General features: G+C 72.9%; 2 protein-coding genes. One reads left to right on the top strand and one right to left on the bottom strand.

From position 1 onward, the window contains the following. The coding region (locus tag AOK17_RS45485) for a diguanylate cyclase domain-containing protein (protein ID WP_157881546.1) at positions 1–729 on the bottom strand (729 nt) is incomplete at its 3' end. Between the two features lie 159 nt (positions 730–888). Here AOK17_RS45485 and AOK17_RS45480 point away from each other — a divergent pair. Further along, a complete protein-coding gene (locus tag AOK17_RS45480; protein WP_055618521.1) occupies positions 889–1,701 on the top strand; it encodes an enoyl-CoA hydratase/isomerase family protein in 813 nt (270 codons plus the stop codon). Positions 1,702–1,718: the final 17 nt, after the last annotated feature.

The following is a 1,718-nucleotide window of genomic DNA, read 5'->3' as shown; positions in this document are numbered from 1 at the left end:
GGCATGACCCCGGGTGTCGTTGACGCGCTTGAGACCGTTGAGGTCGCAGACGACGAGGCTCACGACCACGCCCTCGGCGCGGTGGCGTTCGATGGCCTCGTCGAGGCGCATGTCCACGGCACGGCGGTTCGCGAGGCCGGTGAGGGCGTCGGTGAAAGCAAGGCGGCGGGCCTCCTCCAGGCGTTCGGTCTGCGCGATCCCGGCGGCGACCACGGAGGCGAGGACGGTCGCGAAATCGGCGTCGGCACGGTCGAAGACGGGGGCGCCGGCCGGGCGGGCGACGTACAACTCGCCCCAGGCGCGACCGTGCATGACGATCGGCGCGACGACACAGCACCCGCGGCCACGCCTGCGCAGGGCGGCGACGCGCTGATGGCAGTACTCGGCGTGCCCCGCGGCCGGTCCGTCGGCCGTCTCCACCCAGGCGTTGGGCCCGCCGCCCCCGACCCAGCGTTCGTGCAGGAACTCCGTGATCTCCGGGAACTGATGCACGGGATAGGCCTCGTCCTCCGGGAACTCCTCCTCGTCCCGGGCCCGCTCCCCCACGTTCGCCAGGACCCGCAGCCGCCCGAGCTCCCGCTCCCACACGGACAGCGCGGCGAAGCTCCCGCCCAGCGCCCGGCAGGCTCCGGCCGCCGCAGCGCGCCACGACTCCCGCGGGGCGTGCGCGGCGGCCATGCCCTGCGCCAGCCCCACCACGGCCCTCAACCGCACATCGTCACCGCCCATCACTCCAGGTTAGGTATGTTTGTAATGATTTGGGACATTGATGCGGCGAACAGGGGTCCGGGGCGGGACTTTCCCTTGGGGCGGGCGGCTGGAATGATCGGGACGCAGAGCAGTTAACCGCCGTTAACGTAAACCGTGAACCGTGACCGGGAGGGCCTCATGTCCGAGCAAGCCGCGGAGCAGCGGTTCGGGGAGTACGTCGTGGTGCGACGCCATACGTCGTCGTACGTCGCCGAGCTCGTCCTGGACCGGCCCAAGGCCATGAACGCCGTGTCGACGGACATGGCCCGCTCGATCGCCGCCGCGTGCGAGGCGCTGGCCGCGGACCGGGACGTCCGGGCGGTCGTCCTCACCTCCACCCACGAGCGGGCCTTCTGCGTCGGCGCCGACCTCAAGGAGCGCAACTCCCTCACGGACGCCGAGCTGGTCCGTCAGCGCCCGCTCGCGCGTGCCGCGTACACCGGCGTACTCGACCTGCCGATGCCTACCGTCGCCGCCGTGCACGGGTTCGCGCTGGGCGGCGGTTTCGAGCTGGCCCTGGCCTGCGATCTGATCGTGGCGGACGGTACGGCGGTGGTCGGGCTGCCCGAGGTGTCCGTCGGGGTCATTCCCGGGGGCGGGGGTACGCAGTTGCTGCCGCGGCGGGTCGGTGCGGCGCGGGCTGCTGAGCTGATCTTCTCGGCGCGGCGGGTGGAGGCGGCGGAGGCGGCGGACCTCGGTCTGATCGACGTCCTGGTCCCCGCGGGGGAGGCCCGTGCGGAGGGGCTGGCCCTTGCGGGCCGCATCGCCGTCAACTCACCCGTCGGGCTGCGGGCCGCCAAGCGGGCGCTTCGGCTCGGCCACGGGCTCGATCTCCGCGCCGGTCTGGAGATCGAGGACGCCGCGTGGCGCTCGGTCGCGTTCTCCGGTGACCGGGCGGAGGGGGTGGCGGCCTTCAACGAGAAGCGCCGACCGGAGTGGCCCGGGGAGTAGTTTCTCGCCCCCGCCGC

It is taken from the genome of Streptomyces phaeochromogenes (assembly GCF_001418655.1).
In the GTDB taxonomy this organism is placed as follows: Bacteria; Actinomycetota; Actinomycetes; order Streptomycetales; family Streptomycetaceae; genus Streptomyces; species Streptomyces phaeochromogenes.
Note: the sequence above shows the minus strand (reverse complement) of the source record. Positions and strands in the feature narration are given on the sequence as shown.

What these genes read in the sequence shown, in the direction of transcription:
- AOK17_RS45480 (WP_055618521.1), top strand. Translation starts at nt 889, where the DNA reads ATGTCCGAGCAAGCCGCGGAGCAGCGGTTCGGGGAGTACGTCGTGGTG.